At 56.6% G+C, this 15,019-nt stretch carries 14 protein-coding genes and 1 tRNA gene; 8 read left to right on the forward strand and 7 right to left on the reverse strand.

Annotated features, from left to right (window positions below; translation table 11 throughout):
- The first annotated feature begins 308 nt into the window (after positions 1 to 308).
- Positions 309 to 1,358, forward strand: a complete 1,050-nt coding sequence (locus tag RHM65_RS20555; protein WP_322169549.1) for an amidohydrolase family protein — start codon at positions 309 to 311, stop codon at positions 1,356 to 1,358.
- Between the two features lie 168 nt (positions 1,359 to 1,526).
- On the opposite strand, the gene RHM65_RS20560 is transcribed toward RHM65_RS20555, so the two are convergent.
- The 5 genes from RHM65_RS20560 to RHM65_RS20580 all read right to left on the reverse strand — a co-directional run bounded on the left by RHM65_RS20560 (position 1,527) and on the right by RHM65_RS20580 (position 5,280).
- Positions 1,527 to 1,602, reverse strand: a tRNA-Gly gene (locus RHM65_RS20560).
- 64 nt (positions 1,603 to 1,666) lie between these two features.
- A complete protein-coding gene (pgsA, locus tag RHM65_RS20565; protein WP_322169546.1) occupies positions 1,667 to 2,227 on the reverse strand; it encodes a CDP-diacylglycerol--glycerol-3-phosphate 3-phosphatidyltransferase in 561 nt (186 codons plus the stop codon).
- A gap of 32 nt (positions 2,228 to 2,259) precedes the next feature.
- The gene (uvrC, locus tag RHM65_RS20570) at positions 2,260 to 4,083 is read right to left on the reverse strand and encodes an excinuclease ABC subunit UvrC (protein WP_322170891.1); all 1,824 of its coding nucleotides are present in this window, start codon (positions 4,081 to 4,083) and stop codon (positions 2,260 to 2,262) included.
- Between the two features lies 1 nt (position 4,084).
- Complete coding sequence (gene uvrY / locus RHM65_RS20575) at positions 4,085 to 4,729, reverse strand: UvrY/SirA/GacA family response regulator transcription factor (RefSeq protein ID WP_322183950.1); 645 nt, start codon at positions 4,727 to 4,729, stop codon at positions 4,085 to 4,087.
- 197 nt (positions 4,730 to 4,926) lie between these two features.
- Positions 4,927 to 5,280, reverse strand: a complete 354-nt coding sequence (locus RHM65_RS20580) for a helix-turn-helix domain-containing protein (protein WP_322169540.1) — start codon at positions 5,278 to 5,280, stop codon at positions 4,927 to 4,929.
- A gap of 81 nt (positions 5,281 to 5,361) precedes the next feature.
- Between RHM65_RS20580 and RHM65_RS20585 the strand changes: the two genes are divergently transcribed.
- On the forward strand, positions 5,362 to 5,595 hold the full coding sequence (locus tag RHM65_RS20585) for a DNA-binding protein (protein ID WP_322169537.1): 234 nt from the start codon (positions 5,362 to 5,364) through the stop codon (positions 5,593 to 5,595).
- Positions 5,596 to 5,751: 156 nt separating this feature from the next.
- Here RHM65_RS20585 and RHM65_RS20590 read toward each other — a convergent pair whose 3' ends face one another.
- On the reverse strand, positions 5,752 to 6,186 hold the full coding sequence (locus tag RHM65_RS20590; protein ID WP_322169535.1) for a GNAT family N-acetyltransferase: 435 nt from the start codon (positions 6,184 to 6,186) through the stop codon (positions 5,752 to 5,754).
- 22 nt (positions 6,187 to 6,208) lie between these two features.
- Positions 6,209 to 6,964 (reverse strand): carbon-nitrogen hydrolase family protein, encoded by a 756-nt coding sequence (locus tag RHM65_RS20595; protein WP_322169532.1) that lies wholly within the window; start codon positions 6,962 to 6,964, stop codon positions 6,209 to 6,211.
- A 665-nt stretch (positions 6,965 to 7,629) separates the two neighbouring features.
- On the opposite strand from RHM65_RS20595, the gene RHM65_RS20600 reads away from it, so the two are divergent.
- From RHM65_RS20600 to RHM65_RS20625, 6 genes are all read left to right on the forward strand, one after another.
- Positions 7,630 to 8,718, forward strand: coding sequence for a 3-deoxy-7-phosphoheptulonate synthase (locus RHM65_RS20600; protein WP_322169528.1), 1,089 nt, complete (start codon positions 7,630 to 7,632; stop codon positions 8,716 to 8,718).
- A gap of 111 nt (positions 8,719 to 8,829) precedes the next feature.
- Positions 8,830 to 9,111: a peptidylprolyl isomerase gene (locus RHM65_RS20605; protein WP_322169525.1), complete on the forward strand. Its 282-nt coding sequence runs from the start codon at positions 8,830 to 8,832 to the stop codon at positions 9,109 to 9,111.
- Positions 9,112 to 9,398: 287 nt separating this feature from the next.
- Complete coding sequence (locus RHM65_RS20610; RefSeq protein ID WP_322169522.1) at positions 9,399 to 11,267, forward strand: extracellular solute-binding protein; 1,869 nt, start codon at positions 9,399 to 9,401, stop codon at positions 11,265 to 11,267.
- Positions 11,268 to 12,338 (forward strand): microcin C ABC transporter permease YejB, encoded by a 1,071-nt coding sequence (locus tag RHM65_RS20615; protein ID WP_322169519.1) that lies wholly within the window; start codon positions 11,268 to 11,270, stop codon positions 12,336 to 12,338.
- A complete protein-coding gene (locus tag RHM65_RS20620) occupies positions 12,338 to 13,360 on the forward strand; it encodes an ABC transporter permease (RefSeq protein ID WP_322169516.1) in 1,023 nt (340 codons plus the stop codon). The genes RHM65_RS20615 and RHM65_RS20620 overlap by 1 nt, the downstream gene beginning before the upstream one ends.
- 1 nt (position 13,361) lies before the next feature.
- Positions 13,362 to 14,945 (forward strand): ABC transporter ATP-binding protein, encoded by a 1,584-nt coding sequence (locus RHM65_RS20625; protein ID WP_322169513.1) that lies wholly within the window; start codon positions 13,362 to 13,364, stop codon positions 14,943 to 14,945.
- Positions 14,946 to 15,019: the final 74 nt, after the last annotated feature.

Raw genomic sequence — 15,019 nt, forward strand, 5'->3', positions numbered from 1 at the left:
GTGGATTCGTTGGCACGCTCGTAAAGGCTTGGGAACAACCACGCGTCCGACACCGTTATCGATCCCAACCGCCATTGATACAGATCAAATAGACGAACCCGGTTGGAAGCACTATTGGCCACGGCGAACAACGCTTCATGCTGGTCGCTTCGCCACGATGCAGAGAAGCACAGGCTTCGATATACACCCATTCCAGCAGGAAAGAAGCCACTCGGCCGTGTCACCCAAAAAGCTCACTTTTTGAGCGACGACTTGCTCAATCCCATTACAACCATGCGCGTTTTTATTTCGCTGTTAAGGAGGCTGGCATGACACTGTCAAACAACGCTGAACGCAGGAACATCGTCGATACCCATCGGCATCCGATGGGACCCAAGATGCAAGCCAAGATGGCGGAGCTAGGCCTCTATGACCCGAAACTAGGATTCCCGCAGACTAACGCTCAGGACTTGATGTGCTATCGCGAGTGTTTCGATCTGGATTTCGCCTTGCCCATCCAGCGCGAGGCCGGCGTTACCCTCAGCCTTATCACCAATGGCGGCGAGGTGCCTTGGATTGCGCGGGATTTGCTTCAAGTCAGCACCGGCGAGGCTTTGAAGTTCCTGAACGACGAATACTTTGAGATCAGGGATCGCTTTCCCGGTGAATTCGCACTCACGGCCAACGCACACGCGCTGGAGGAGAGCTGTCGATCAATCGTTGAGGAAATGATCAGCAAGGGTGGCGCGAAAGCGATTGCGGTTTCGTCAAGCTACGGCGCCGGGTCCGAACGCACTTTCCTTGACAGCCCCAAGGCGGAGTGGCTTTGGGAGTTTGCGGCAGCCAATGACATCGTGGTGCATATCCATCCACCGATGCTATCGATTGGGCACGAGTCGCTCATGCAATACCGCCTCAACGAGGCGGTCGGTCGCCCCTTCGATTCTACCGTCAACGGTGCCCGGATGATCGCCTCTGGCGTGTTCGATCGCCACCCGAAGTTGCAGGTACTGATCGTCCACATGGGCGGTGAACTCGCGTCGATCCTCGGACGGCTCGAATTCAATTGGCACCTCAATTACAACGGGATCCCCAACCCTCCGGCCGGCAGGCCTTACACAAATAAGCGACCACCCTCCGAATATTTCAAGACCAACATTCTTGTCGACTGCATGGGATTCAACCCCATTGGGGTGCGAGCTGCGGTTGAAATGTGCGGTGTGGACCGAGTGGTATTCGGCTCCGACTTCGGTCCGGTGCCATACGGGATCAAAGAGCATGTCAAGATTGTCGAGGACGTGATTGCGAACCCGGAGGAGCGCGAACGGGTGTTCTGGAAGACCAGCAACAAAGTATTCCGCCTGGGCCTGTCCGATTAAGCACCTCGTTAACCGGCTGAACTAGGGTACTCACGAAAAACAAAGTGGCGCTAGTCAGGCGGGGTTTATTGGGCACAGGGTCGGCGAGTTCAACCCAAATGAAAAAAGGACCCGAAGGTCCTTTTTTCTTGCTCAATGGAATTCAGATGAAATCCATTGAGCTATGTTTGGAGCGGGAAACGAGACTCGAACTCGCGACCCCGACCTTGGCAAGGTCGTGCTCTACCAACTGAGCTATTCCCGCATCTTGGTAACGAGGCGCTATTCTATAGATTCAAATAGCCGAGTCAAGCCCTTGATTCAAAAACTTATTTTTTTTCTGTGTCGGTTCTGAGATGCGGCCATGCCGCACGCAAGTATTGAACCATTGACCACAATGTCAGGCCCGCAGCAATCAACAACAGCACATAACCAAGCACGACCCAGAAGGTGAATCCGGGCGGGTTCGCCAGCAGGATAACCAGTGCGATCATCTGCGCAGCGGTTTTCCATTTGCCCAGGCTGGACACGGCAACGTGTGCCCGCGCACCGATTTCAGCCATCCATTCGCGCAACGCGGAAATGACAATCTCGCGACCGATGATGACCGCGGCGGGTAATGTCAGCCAAAGACTGGCGTGTACCTGAACCAGCAACACCAAGGCCACAGCGACCATCAGCTTGTCGGCCACCGGATCGAGAAACGCACCAAAGGGTGTGCTTTGCTCAAGCCGACGCGCCAGATAGCCGTCAAGCCAATCGGTTGCCGCCGCAATGGCGAACACCGTACTGGCTGCCATGTAGCTCCATTGATAAGGCAAATAAAACAGCAAAATGAAGATCGGTATCAGCAAGACACGTATTACGGTGATCAGATTAGGGATATTCATCGGCACAACTGGCTACGAGGTGAGCGGGCATTCTACTCGCTGTGCAGGCTGGCATAAATCGACTCTGCGAGCTTTTTGCTAATTCCTGGCGCTTTCGCTATTTCTTCGATGCTGGCGCGGGACAATTCCTGCAATCCACCAAAGTGTTTTAGCAGGTCTCGACGACGGGTCGGCCCGACCCCTGCCACGCCCTCCAAGGTCGATGTACGACGCGTTTTGCCCCGTCGCGCGCGGTGTCCGGTGATGGCGAAACGGTGGGCTTCGTCGCGGATTTGCTGGATCAGGTGCAACGCTGGATCATCGCCTTTTAAAGTAAATTCATGGGCAGCATCATTCAGGTACAGCGTTTCAAAACCCGCCTTCCGCGTTGCGCCTTTCGCCACACCCAACAAAATAATGTCCGGTATCGCCAGCTCGTTCATCACGTCTCGGGCCATGGACAGCTGCCCCTTACCGCCGTCGACCAGCAAGATATCAGGCAGTTTGCCTTCGCCGTCCTTGATTTTGCTGAAGCGTCGCATCAAGGCTTGGTGCATGGCAGCGTAATCATCGCCGCCAGTAATACCTTCGATGTTGTAACGCCGATAATCCGACTTGATAGGCCCCTCAGGACCAAACACCACGCAGGACGCCACGGTGGCTTCGCCGCTGGAATGGCTGATGTCGTAACACTCCAGCCGCTGCGGCGGCTCATCAAGATTCAACACTTTGGCCAACGCTTCAAAACGCGCCGTAACGTGCTGACGGTTGGCCAGGCGCGCAGAAAGCGCCTGCTCGGCGTTGGTCACCGCCAATTGCTGCCAGCGCGCCCGGGTGCCACGCACCCGATGGCTGATGGTCATTTCATGGCCACGGATTTCTTCGATCGCATCAATCAGCGTTGGGAAGTCTTCGTGAACAACGTTGACGATCACCTCACTGGGCAGTTCGCGGTCGTGATCGCTGAGGAAATACTGCGACAGGAAGGCCGACATCACCTCACCCACCTCCTCCTCGATGCCCACTTGCGGGAAGAAACTCTTGCTGCCCAACACCCGTCCGCCACGCACGCTGATCAAGTGAACACAGGCGCCACCCGGATTGATGAACGCCGCCACCACATCCACATCGCCGGTCCCGCCATCCATGCTTTGCTGATCCTGAACCCGTCGCAGCAGGGATATCTGATCACGCAGCTCTGCCGCGCGCTCAAACTCCAGGTTCACGGACGCCTCTTCCATCGCCGCATTTAACTCGTTCGACAACGCATTGCTGCGGCCTTCGAGGAACATCACGGAGTGCCGGACGTCTTGTGCATAAACCTCGGGCTCGACCAAACCGACGCAGGGCCCCTTGCAGCGTTTGATTTGGTATTGCAGACACGGCCGAGCACGGTTTTTGAAATAGCTGTCTTCGCATTGCCGCACCAGAAAAGCTTTCTGCAGCAGGCTCAAGCTCTCACGAATCGCGCCAGCGCTCGGGTAAGGCCCGAAATAACGGCCTTTTCCTTTTTTCGCGCCACGGTGAATACTCAGACGCGGGTAATCACCGTCCGAAAGGTAAACGTAGGGGTAGGACTTATCGTCGCGCAGCAGAATGTTATAAGGCGGCCGCCACTCTTTGATGAGCGTCTGCTCCAGTAACAGGGCTTCGGTCTCGTTAGCGGTGATGGTGGTTTCAATGTGCGCAATACGGGCGACCAATGCACTGGTCTTCGGCGCATGCCCCGTCTTGCGAAAATAACTGGCCAGTCGGCTCTTGAGGTTTTTCGCCTTGCCGACGTACAACAACCGCGACTCGGCATCGAACATCCGATACACACCGGGACGGCCACTGCACGTAGAGAGGAAGGCGCTTGGATCGAACGTTTGGGTCATTTCAGAGACTGGCATCAACCATGCCGTGGCGAACGGCCAATAGGGCTAACTCGACATCACTGCCGATCGAGAGCTTTTCAAAAATGCGATAACGATAGGTGTTCACGGTTTTGGGCGACAAGCACAGTTTGTCAGAGATGGTCTGGACTTTCTGGCAGCCGACGATCATCAGGGCAATCTGGATCTCACGCTCCGACAGCAGATCAAACGGCGAGTTACTGCTCTGCGGCTGGAAAGACTTCAGCGCCAATTGCTGGGCGATCTGCGGACTGATGTAACGTTGCCCGGCGAATACCAGACGAATGGCTTGTACCATCTCAGGCAGGCCAGCACCCTTGGTCAAATAACCCGCCGCACCCGCTTGCAGAAGACGCGTCGGAAACGGGTCCTCTTCACACACTGTCACCGCCACAACCTTGATGTCGGGATGGCTGCGTATCAATTTTCGAGTCGCTTCCAGTCCGCCGATGCCGGGCATCTTGACGTCCATCAATACTACGTCGGGTTTAAGCTCACGGGCCTTCTTCAGGGACTCTTCACCTGATTCAGCCTGTCCTACGACCTGGAGACCATCGATATCGGCCAACATCCGTGTAATGCCTGTTCGAACAAGATCATGGTCATCAACTACTAGCACCCTAATCAAGCAGACACCTCACAAAACGGTCATTACGAATACCGTCCACCTTAGCAAAAACAGTGAGCCAGACCTAGCTACAAGCACGATATTGGTGCAATGCCGATGTAAAACGGCGTTAGTGACACGCTACCACTAACGTCTTCATATATTTGGGAATTGTTTTTTGAAAGTCCAGAAACAGGATTTCTACCTAAACGCGCCGTTCACGTCGGTTTGTTATTAGTCAAATACGAGGCCGATAACTCAGCCATGGTCGTCGTCAAGCGTCTGATCGCGTCTTGGTCCTCTTTATGCAATGTCCGGAAGCTGCCGAGTACTTTTTCCTCGGCCAGACTGAGATTATCGACAGGAATCGGCGTAGCAGTACCTGTAAGCACAAACAGAACGTCCACACCTCTGGCTGCAACAGCTGCAAGATAATCGGCTTTCGGGGCACGGTCGCCGCTTTCGTATTTCCCCTGAGCATTAGCTTCTACACCACCAATTTCACCAAATGCTCGCTGCGAGAGACCTAGGCGCTCTCGTTCTTTTCGCAATCTTGAACCAATTCCATTCATTTGAATGCATAATCCTGCTGACCCTATCTGTACGAGGGGTAGAATCCATGAAAATTAAACTGATTTGAACGGTTTTGAACTATGCCCGGAATACGTACCGCTGCACAAGCTAAGGCTTGGTTAGAACAACAAGGAAAATCAGTCCAGGAGTTTGCCCGGGAGCACAGCATCGACCCGGCAACGACCTATCAAGTCTTGGCTGGACGAAAAAAAGGCAAGCGTGGTGAATCGCACAAAGTCGCCGTTTTGCTGGGGATGAAGATTGGAAGTATTCCGGCCGATAAAGAATTGGGCGTTGCGCCGTTGGCGGAATGAAGGTGTTTGTGTCTCTGCGGGAATGCAACGGGTGCGCTTACCGAATGATTTCACCCAATCACGTCGGGTGCACATTGAGGCACATGCCGGTCAGCCAGAGTGAATCTGTGCGGCCATTGCCACCGATCCGCTTCGTTGGCGTTCACGAACACAGCCTCAATCCTTGAGAATGCACTCCATCCAGAACAATTCATCGTCTTCACGGATCACTGCGTAGCCTTGCCGTTGGTATAACTGAGTCGCAGGATTACTTTTAAACACCTTCAATCGGATGTTTCTGAAACCTTGCTCCCTGGCGATCATCGCAATTTGATCCATGACCCAAGCGCCAACCCCCTCGCCGCGATAGGGTTCGCACAGCTGCACATCCCGCAAATACAGATAACCCGTCTCTGGACTGACGCTAAAATAACCAATCTGTTTGTCAGCCTTGACGATGACGGAGCTGTTTCTAAACACCCATTCAGCATCGAATAATTGCCCCTGCCAGACGCGTTCATATTCGGTGTAATAGCGGCGCATATTTACGCGGGTCAATTCACGGGCGAAATCCATGTCGGCAAGGGTTGCCAAACGCAGTCTCAGGTCCATGTCTCCTTACCTCCGTGGGCGATCAAGCCATTACCGGAACAACGCTGGTTGCCCATTTATTTCCATTGTGGCGCGCGACCACCAGCAAATCGCCCGGACCGTCGGCGACCCCTACCCACATGCCGTCCTCTGACCAAAAGGCGCTGCGGCCCGCCGACTCCCAGCCTCCGGTCGCGCCACCGTGGTTGGCCATTAGCACCGCCATCCCGTGTTCAGCAGCGTAACCCGCCAACAATTGAGTATCCGCAACGTAGCCGCCGTCGGTGATTAGCACGCTGGCGGCATACACCGTGGCACCCGATTGCGCAGCTGCGCTCGCGTGGCTGGCATGGGTGAAGTCTGCACACACCGCCAGGACGATGTGGTCGGTGCCAATTTGCACGCTTTCACCGCCCTCGCCCGGGCTAAACACCAGCTCTTCACCCGCATGCAGATGCTGTTTGCTGTAGACACCTACCTCAGCGGCAACGCCCAGCACCAGCGCCGCGATCAGTACGTCAGGGCTGCCCGAACGACGAATCGGCGCACCGACCACCGTCACCATTCCACTGTCCCGCGCCAGTTCGTGCAGAGGCCGCAGGCGCGCATCGGCTGGATCGATGGCCAGTTCATGGGCCAAGCCTCGCTCGTAACCGGTCAGCGACAGTTCGGGAAACAACAGAAATTCCACTCCCTGCGCTATCGCTGCCCGCATAAAAACCAAATGACGCAGGATGTTGGCGTCGATATCCCCTGCGACAGAAACCGATTGAGCGGCTGCAACGACACTTGTACCCACGATGATGCTCCCTGATTAAAATCTTCCGGCCTGTTTAGCGTGCATTGGATGACATCACGCTGAACCCTCGAGTGCAATTCGGATGTGCGCCTGGCGACCGACACACTCAATCGCACCGATGCGATTTTCTAATTGAACAGCAGCGTGCGCCTGCAGTAAGCTCGGCCCCATCAAACGGAGAAAGACCATGTTGCACTCCCACTCATCTCAGTCACCTCACACTGCCAGCGTTCAGCGCTCGGTAGAGGTCGTGTCTGCGGTGAATGAAGCGAACGCGCACGCTGCACCGTCTTATTTTTATTTTGGGTATTGGTTTAGCCACTAGCGCGCCTGATACCCACACGGCGCCCACATTAACGGGGACGCCAACCAGAGAATTCTCTACCCCCGGTCGGCAACCTGATCGGGGGTTTTGTTTTTTCAGGCCCTGAACATCCGAACTGTATTGAATTGAATCGAGGAATCGACATGAATTACGCCACTGGTTACCGCAACGACACCGACTTCGCCTGGCGATTTAGCAGCCTCCGCTCGGGACAGCCTGCCGCCTCCGACCGGTCACTTTCGGGTGGCAAGCCAACACTGAAGGCCAGCACGGCCAATTGTCGAACACCCCAATAGGGCGTCGAGCGCGATAAACCCGCGCCCGCCCAGGAAGCCAGCACATGAACTCATCCGTCGCGGTAAACATCCTGTCCGAGCTGATGTCACAGCCAATGACGTTGATCGACAGCGCCCCAGCCCCACAACGCTTGCCCGGCACCCTGCAACTCAAGCAGCAGGTACCACTCGATACAGCGCTTAGCAATCAAGTTACCGCCCACCGCCACGCAATACGCGCCATTCTCAACGGCGAAGACTCTCGTTTGCTGGTCGTCGTCGGTCCGTGTTCGATCCACGACCCGCGCTCCGCCCTCGAATACGCCGAACGATTGGCGGCACTGGCCGCAGACGTCAGTGACCAATTGTTGCTGGTGATGCGCGCTTACGTCGAAAAGCCCCGCACAACGGTCGGCTGGAAGGGCCTGGCGTACGACCCACGGCTCGATGGCAGCGATGACATGGCCGCTGGCCTGACTCTGTCCCGCGAACTGATGCGTGAAATGCTCCGGCTGGGACTGCCCATCGCCACCGAAATCCTGCAACCCATGGCGGCGGGCTATTTCGATGACGTGTTGAGTTGGGTGGCCATTGGTGCCCGCACCACTGAGTCGCAAATTCACCGGGAAATGGCCAGCGGCTTGCCCATGCCCGTTGGATTCAAGAACGGCACCGACGGTGGCGTCACCGTTGCCACCGATGCCATGCGTTCGGCAGCCCACCCTCACCGGCACTTCGGTATGGACCGGCAGGGTCACCCGGCGATCATCGAAACTCAAGGCAACCAGGACACCCACGTGGTGCTGCGCGGTGGCCATAGCGGTCCGAACTACGACAGCCAAAGCGTGGCCACGGTACGCGCCAGTCTGGAGAAAGTCGGCATCGCCGCGCGGATCATGGTCGATTGCAGCCATGCCAACAGTGGCAAAAACCCGCTACGCCAGCCCGCCGTGTTCAACGAGGTGCTTGAGCAACGCTTGCAGGGCGATCGCTCGCTGGTCGGCATGATGCTCGAGAGCCACTTGTTCGATGGTTGCCAGCCGCTGAGCGACGCGCTGAAATACGGCGTTTCAGTCACTGATGGCTGCCTGGGCTGGGACGCCAGCGCACAGCTGTTGCGCGATGCAGCCAATGCTTTGCGCCAGCAACGTTGAACCGTCGAGCGTCTAACCTTGCATGACCACCTAGGAGTCAGGCGGAACTTTCGCGGGAATTGCCGTCCTTAATCCGGTAGGCTTTCCCTTTTTTTGATAGGAGTAATTACCATGGCTAAAGCCACTGCCCGCCACATCCTCGTTGCCAGCGAAGAAAAGTGCATCGAACTGAAAAGCCAAATTGAGGGCGGCGCTGATTTCGCCGAAGTCGCCAAAGCGAACTCGAGCTGCCCATCCAGCCGTCAAGGTGGTGACCTGGGTTCATTCGGTCCAGGCCAGATGGTCAAGGAATTTGACACCGTGGTCTTCAGCGCGCCAGTCAACGTCGTCCAAGGCCCAGTAAAAACCCAGTTCGGTTATCACCTGCTGGAAGTGACCAGCCGCCAGGACTAACAGTCTCGCGTTTGGCTCAACGGCCCGTCTGTCAGACGGGCCGTTTTCATGTGCACCACCCGCTCGTCGCTGTAAAACCCTTCGAAAACTGCGTCATTCGGGCCATTCGTGCCTCCGAACGTAAAAACCGATTGTGCAACTTCATGTGTCGATGCATGGTTAGCCCCGCTGCTTGCACGATGTCATATCCCTAAGAAGCAGCCATGAATCAGTAGGTTTCTGCACCGTCTTGGTTTTTCACCCTTAACCCTGATATTCGCTTGCGGACGTCAGTCAGGATTCAAGCAATGCGTTTTGTTTTTTCATCGTTGATCGTCGCATCGCTAGCCTTGATTTCTGGCTTTCAGCCCTTGGCCGCCGCCCCAGAACATGCCCTGACTGTTTACGGCGAGTCACCTAAATACCCTGCCAACTTCACCCATTTCGACTACGTCAATCCCGACGCACCCAAAGGCGGCAGCATGCGTCGCTCGGCGCTGGAGATCGGTCAGTTTGACCACATGTTGCCGTACATCGACAAAGGCACCGGTGTTGCACAACTCAGTGGCCTGCTCTATTCGCCCCTCGCGGTTCGCTCGCTGGATGAGCCTTTCACGGTGTACGGCTTGGTCGCACAGAGCATGGAGCGCAGCAAAGACGGGTTATCGCTGCGCTTTGTCCTCAACCCCAAAGCACGCTTTGCCGATGGCGTGCCCATCACCGCCGAGGACGTGCGTTACACCTACGACCTGTTGATGACCCAAGGCAGCTTGCAATACCGAACGGAATTCGAAGACGTGACCCACGTCGAGGTCGAGTCCCCTACTCAAATCCGCTTCGATTTCAAAAACAACGAGAACCGCACCCTGCCGCTTGACCTGGCCTCGCTGCCAGTATTTCCCGAGCATTGGTGGAAGACTCGCGACTTTGCCAACGGCGGTGGCTTCGAAATCCCGCTGGGCAGCGGCCCTTACAAAGTGAGCAAGGTTGATGCCGGACGCAGCATCACCTTTGAGCGCGATCCGAACTGGTGGGGCAAGGACCTGCCCGTAAATCGCGGGTTTTATAACTTCGATCACTTCAGCGTCGAGTATTTTGGCGACACCGACGTCGCACGCCAGGTATTGCGTGGCGGCGCGTATGACTACAATCGGGAGTTCTCGGCGACCAGCTATTCCATCGGCTATGAAAGCCCGGCCCTGACCGATGGACGCTTGCAAAAAGCCCAACTGGCCCAGGGCGCGGTTCAGAGTTCACAGGGCTACATCTTCAACCTGGATCGCCCGATGTTCAAAGATCGGCGGGTTCGTGAAGCGCTGGCGATGCTCTGGGACTTTGAATGGAGCAACCGGCAGATGATGCACAACGTGTATGTGCGTCAAAACAGTTACTTCTCCAACAGCGCGCTCGCCGCCGACCAACTGCCCACTGAAGATGAGCTGAAAATCCTCGAGCCGCTGCGCGGAGAGGTTGCGCCGCAAGTGTTTACCCAAGTGTTTCATACGCCAAAAACCGATGGCACCGGCTTCATTCGCGACAAACAATTGCAGGCCCTGCACTTGCTTGAGGAGGCAGGCTGGATGCCTAAAGGCGACCATTTGGTGAATGCCGCAGGCGAGCCGTTGACCTTCACGTTCCTCAATGCTCAAGCGGGCATCGAACGGCTACTGCTGCCTTACAAACGTAACCTGGCGCAAATCGGCATCACCTTCGACATTCGCCGCATCGATGCCGCCCAGTACCTCAATCGGGTGATGGCGCGGGACTACGACATGATCGTTACCGGCTACCCGGTATCAACCTCCCCAGGGCTAGAGCTGTACAACTGTTTTGGCTCCAAAAGCGCCAAAGACTCCGGCTCGAACAACTACATGGTGTTGCAGGATCCGGCCGTCGACAGCTTGATCACCGGACTGGTAAAAGCCGGCGACAAAGCGACCATGGTCAACTACGCCCACGCGTTGGATCGGGTGCTGCAATGGGGTTACTACTGGATTCCCAATTTCTACCCGCCCGGCTCGTCCACGGTGTGGTGGAACCGCTTCGGTATTCCGAAAGTCCAGGCCGCCAACGGTGAAGCCATCGAAACCTGGTGGGAAATCAGCCCCACTCCATTGACCAACGAGCAGTTCGCGGAAAAACGCGGTGCATCGGCCAATCCCGCAGAGGTGCATTGAATGCTCGGTTATCTACTGCGAAGACTGCTGCTGATTATCCCCACGTTGATTTGCATCCTGCTGGTTAACTTTTTCATCGTCCAAGCCGCGCCGGGAGGGCCGGTTGAGCAAGCGATTGCCCGCCTGCAAGGCATCGGCTCAGCCAGCACGGTGGGCGGCGCGCCGGCTGAATCCCATAGCGGCAGCACCGTTTCCCGTGCCAGCCGGGGTCTCGATCCAAAGCTGCTCAAGGAAATCGAACACCAATACGGCTTCGACAAACCGCTGCACGAGCGCCTTTGGCTGATGCTGAAAAATTACGCGCAACTGGATTTCGGCAATAGCTTCTTTCGCGGGGCAAAAGTCACCGACTTGATCCTGCAAAAAATGCCGGTGTCAATTTCCCTTGGCCTGTGGGCGACGCTGATTACCTACCTGATCTCAATCCCCCTTGGGATACGCAAAGCCGTCAAACACGGCAGCCATTTCGACATCTGGAGCAGCACGGCGATCATCATTGGTTACGCCATGCCGGCCTTTCTGTTCGCGATGTTACTGGTGGTGGTTTTTGCCGGCGGCACATCGCTGAACTGGTTCCCAGTGCGCGGGCTGGTGTCAGAGAACTTTGAACAACTGTCGACCGTGGGCAAAATTGCCGACTACTTCTGGCACCTGGTGCTGCCGGTGCTGTCATTGGTGATTGGCGGGTTCGCGACGCTGACCATCCTGACCAAAAACTCATTCCTCAATGAAATTACTCGCCAGTACGTGGTGACGGCCAGAGCCAAAGGCGTCAGCGAAAAACGTGTGCTGTACGGCCATGTGTTTCGCAATGCCATGTTGCTGGTGGTGGCCGGGATTCCACAGGCGTTCATCAGCGTGTTCTTCGCTGGCTCGCTGTTGATCGAAGTGATTTTCTCCCTGGATGGCCTCGGTCGCATGAGCTACGAAGCGGCAGTTTCCCGGGACTATCCGGTGGTGTTTGGCTCGCTGTTCATTTTCACGCTCTTTGGCCTGCTGATAAAACTGGTCGGCGACGTGTGCTACACGCTGGTCGATCCTCGAATTGATTTCAGCGCGAGGAACGCCTGATGTTCAGACTTTCTCCGTTAGGTCGTCGGCGCTTCGAACGCTTCCGAGATAACCGCCGCGGCTGGTGGTCGCTGTGGCTGTTTTGCGCCCTGTTCTTGTTAAGCCTGGGCGGCGAACTGATCGCTAACGACAAACCGCTGGTGCTGAGTTATCAGCACTCGTTGTACTTCCCAGCGTTCAAGCGCTACACCGAGCAGGAATTTGGCGGTCAACTGCCTTTCCAACCCGACTACCGCAGCGACTACGTGCGCAAACTGATTACTCACGACGGCGGCTGGATGCTGTTTCCACCCATTCCGTTCAGCGATGACACGCCGAACTACGACTTGGCGAAACCCTCACCCAGCCCGCCCACTACGACCAATTGGCTCGGCACCGACGATCAGGCCCGCGATGTACTGGCACGGGTGATTTTCGGCGCACGGGTATCGATTCTGTTTGCCCTGGCCTTGACGTTCATCAGTGCGCTGATCGGCATCGCGGCTGGCGCGCTGCAAGGCTATTACGGCGGCTGGGTTGACTTGATTGGCCAGCGTTTGCTGGAGGTCTGGTCCGGGTTGCCGGTGCTGTACCTGCTGATCATCCTGTCGGGCTTCGTCGAGCCGAATTTCTGGTGGCTGCTGGGGATCATGGCGCTGTTTTCATGGCTCGCGCTGGTGGACGTGGTGCGCGCCGAGTTCTTACGTGGGCGTAACCTGGAGTACGTCAAAGCCGCCCGAGCCTTGGGCCTCAGTGACCGTAAGGTGATCATGCGGCACATTTTGCCCAACGCCATGAACGCGACCTTGAGTTACTTGCCGTTCATTTTGACCGGCGCCATTTCGACCCTGACCGCGTTGGACTTCCTCGGTTTCGGCATGCCCGCGGGCAGCGCCTCATTGGGCGAACTGATCGGCCAGGGCAAGCAGAATCTACAGGCGCCATGGCTGGGGTTGACGGCGTTTTTTACCTTGGCATTGATCCTGTCGCTGCTGGTATTCATTGGTGAGGCGCTGCGCGATGCTTTCGACCCGAGGTCTTGATATGTCCGAAAACCTGATTGAAATTCGCGACCTGTCGGTGGCCTTCAACGGGCACACAGTGGTCAATAAAGTGAGCCTGGACATCCCGGCCGGCGAATGCCTGGCGTTAGTCGGTGAGTCCGGGTCAGGCAAATCGGTCACCGCGCATTCGATTCTGCAACTGCTGCCCAAGGCCGGCACGCTGACCACCGGCAGCATTCGTTACCGGGGACAACAATTGGTCGACGCCAAGGGCTCGACGCTGCGCGAGATTCGCGGTAACCGTATCGCGATGATCTTTCAAGAGCCGATGACCTCGCTCAACCCGCTGCACACCTTGGCCAAGCAGATTGGCGAGACCTTGTTGGTGCATCGCGGCTTGAGTGGCAAAGCGGCGCAACGGCGGATTATCGAGCTGCTGGAACTGGTGGGCATTCAGAACCCGCAGAAGCGCCTCAAAGCCTATCCGCACCAACTGTCTGGTGGGCAACGGCAACGGGTGATGATCGCCATGGCCTTGGCCTGCGAACCGGATTTGTTGATCGCCGATGAACCCACGACTGCCCTCGACGTCACCGTCCAACGCAAGATTCTGCTGCTGCTTAAAGAGCTGCAAGAACGTTTGAACATGTCGCTGCTGCTGATCAGTCACGACCTGAATCTGGTGCACAGCATCGCTCAGCGGGTGTGCGTGATGCGCGCCGGTGAAATCGTCGAGCAGTCCAACTGCCACCTGCTGTTCAAAAACCCTCAGCATCCGTATAGCCGCTTGCTGCTGGATGCAGAGCCGGTGGGGGAACCTCTGCCCCGTGACAGCCGCGAAAAAGTGTTGGAAGTCGATAACCTGCGCGTATGGTTTTCCATGGGCGGCGGGATTTTTCGTCGGCACCACGAATACCTTAAAGCGGTGGATGACATCAGCCTGAGCATCGAGCGCGGCAAGACGCTGGGTATCGTCGGAGAGTCCGGTTCAGGCAAGTCGACCTTGGGTCAGGCGATCCTGCGGTTGCTGGAGTCTCGCGGCAGCATCAAATTTCAAGGCCAGACGCTGGATTGCCTGAGCCAGAAAGAAATGCGTCCGTGGCGCAAGCAGATGCAGGTGGTCTTTCAAGACCCTTATGGCAGCCTCAGCCCGCGAATGTCGGTGGAGCAGATCATCAGCGAGGGCCTGGAGGTTCACAGCGACCTTACGCCGGCACAGTGCGAAATCGAAGTGATCCGCGTGCTGCAGGAAGTGGGTCTCGACCCGTCCAGTCGGCATCGCTACCCCCATGAGTTTTCCGGCGGGCAACGCCAACGTATCGCCATCGCCCGGGCCCTGGTGCTCAAGCCGGCGCTGATCCTGCTCGACGAACCGACCTCGGCGCTGGACCGCACTGTGCAAAAACAAGTGGTCGCCCTGCTCCGTCAGCTTCAGGAAAAACATGGCCTGACCTACCTGTTTATCAGTCATGACCTGGCCGTGGTCAAAGCCCTGGCCCATGACCTGATCGTGGTCAAGGACGGCAAGGTTGTTGAACGCGGCGCCAGCCACGATGTGTTTGATTCGCCCCAGCATCCGTACACCAAAGAACTACTGGCGGCGGCGCATCCAGGGTTTGCTTGATTTAGAGTCATTTCACTTATGCCGCTTTCGCAGGCAAGCCTGCTCCCACAGCATTGACATAGATCCTGTGGGAG

The sequence above is a fragment of the Pseudomonas sp. CCI4.2 genome (assembly GCF_034350045.1).
Classification (GTDB): domain Bacteria; phylum Pseudomonadota; class Gammaproteobacteria; order Pseudomonadales; family Pseudomonadaceae; genus Aquipseudomonas.

Excerpts from the sequence above, each read along its gene's own strand:
- RHM65_RS20555 (WP_322169549.1), top strand. The coding sequence starts at position 309 with ATGACACTGTCAAACAACGCTGAACGCAGGAACATCGTCGATACCCAT.
- pgsA (WP_322169546.1), bottom strand. The coding sequence starts at position 2,227 with ATGAATATCCCTAATCTGATCACCGTAATACGTGTCTTGCTGATACCG.
- uvrC (WP_322170891.1), bottom strand. The coding sequence starts at position 4,083 with ATGACCCAAACGTTCGATCCAAGCGCCTTCCTCTCTACGTGCAGTGGC.
- RHM65_RS20580 (WP_322169540.1), bottom strand. The coding sequence starts at position 5,280 with ATGAATGGAATTGGTTCAAGATTGCGAAAAGAACGAGAGCGCCTAGGT.
- RHM65_RS20585 (WP_322169537.1), top strand. The coding sequence starts at position 5,362 with ATGCCCGGAATACGTACCGCTGCACAAGCTAAGGCTTGGTTAGAACAA.
- RHM65_RS20590 (WP_322169535.1), bottom strand. The coding sequence starts at position 6,186 with ATGGACCTGAGACTGCGTTTGGCAACCCTTGCCGACATGGATTTCGCC.
- RHM65_RS20600 (WP_322169528.1), top strand. The coding sequence starts at position 7,630 with ATGAACTCATCCGTCGCGGTAAACATCCTGTCCGAGCTGATGTCACAG.
- RHM65_RS20605 (WP_322169525.1), top strand. The coding sequence starts at position 8,830 with ATGGCTAAAGCCACTGCCCGCCACATCCTCGTTGCCAGCGAAGAAAAG.
- RHM65_RS20610 (WP_322169522.1), top strand. The coding sequence starts at position 9,399 with ATGCGTTTTGTTTTTTCATCGTTGATCGTCGCATCGCTAGCCTTGATT.
- RHM65_RS20615 (WP_322169519.1), top strand. The coding sequence starts at position 11,268 with ATGCTCGGTTATCTACTGCGAAGACTGCTGCTGATTATCCCCACGTTG.
- RHM65_RS20620 (WP_322169516.1), top strand. The coding sequence starts at position 12,338 with ATGTTCAGACTTTCTCCGTTAGGTCGTCGGCGCTTCGAACGCTTCCGA.
- RHM65_RS20625 (WP_322169513.1), top strand. The coding sequence starts at position 13,362 with ATGTCCGAAAACCTGATTGAAATTCGCGACCTGTCGGTGGCCTTCAAC.